This window comes from Vibrio ouci, assembly GCF_004551525.1.
GTDB lineage: Bacteria > Pseudomonadota > Gammaproteobacteria > Enterobacterales > Vibrionaceae > Vibrio > Vibrio ouci.
In genome coordinates, this window is record NZ_SATR01000235.1 from 1 (window position 1) to 894 (window position 894).

General features: G+C 39.4%; 1 protein-coding gene. It reads right to left on the reverse strand.

Translation table 11 applies throughout. The features are described 5' to 3' along the window. Positions 1-259 precede the first annotated feature (259 nt). On the reverse strand, positions 260-894 hold a 635-nt coding region (locus ELS82_RS25380; RefSeq protein WP_208733324.1), incomplete at its 5' end, for a DUF6998 domain-containing protein.

An 894-nucleotide genomic window follows, 5' to 3' on the forward strand; every position in this document is an offset into this window, starting at 1 on the left:
CAAAACTACAACTACTTCACCAACGTTTTCCGTAGGAGTTAGAAAATAAAGAGCAACGACAAGAGCAACCACCAAACTCCAGCGGCTTCTATAAACACGAACACCAATTGGTAAATCTCCCACTGAAACTCCTTATCCAGTTAACGCCAAATTAAGGTGTGAACAACGCTAACCACCCAACCTAAAGCATTGTGCCATAAACACTAAACTGGCTTGAAGTGAAAGCGCCGAGCGTTGTGAATCACTCTTAAATTTATTGTTATATTGTTCCGTTTAACTTTGAGATACTATTAGTTATATCTTTATTTCGAGGGTCATTTAAGAACTTCTTGCTAGTAGTTATCACCCAACCATTTTGACGACTATTTGGCTTCGCATGCTCGCGGGATATTTTCATAGGGCTTTCTATTACTTTTATAAGATTCCCTTTCAAATCAAACAATATCACCACAAGAAAATCGAAGTTCCAAGACCGAATAATACTTAGCTGTGTTGATTCAAGCTTCTGTTGCCTTCTCGCTTTCACTTGATACTTAACCCCATTATTAGCTATCAGATCTGCACTAGATTCTGATACTGGAAGTAACTTTGCTCCATAATACTCAGCAGCAAGCCACTCGGCGTACTCACCGACTAGGTTACGAGTTCTAAGTTTATCGGATAGTTTGTTTGCACTTAAATTGAAATCAAACCAAAGCTGCTTAGTTTCATCAAAGTCTGTCATATTGAGATCCCCTGCAGAAATATAACGCCCAATTAACGTGTGAGCAGCGCAGACACTGAACTTAACCACTGCGCCGTAAACACTAAATTCAACCCGAAGTGAGAGCGCCAAGCGTTGCGAATCACTGTTGAATTGTTTGTTATGTTTTACCACAAACATATGATTTACTT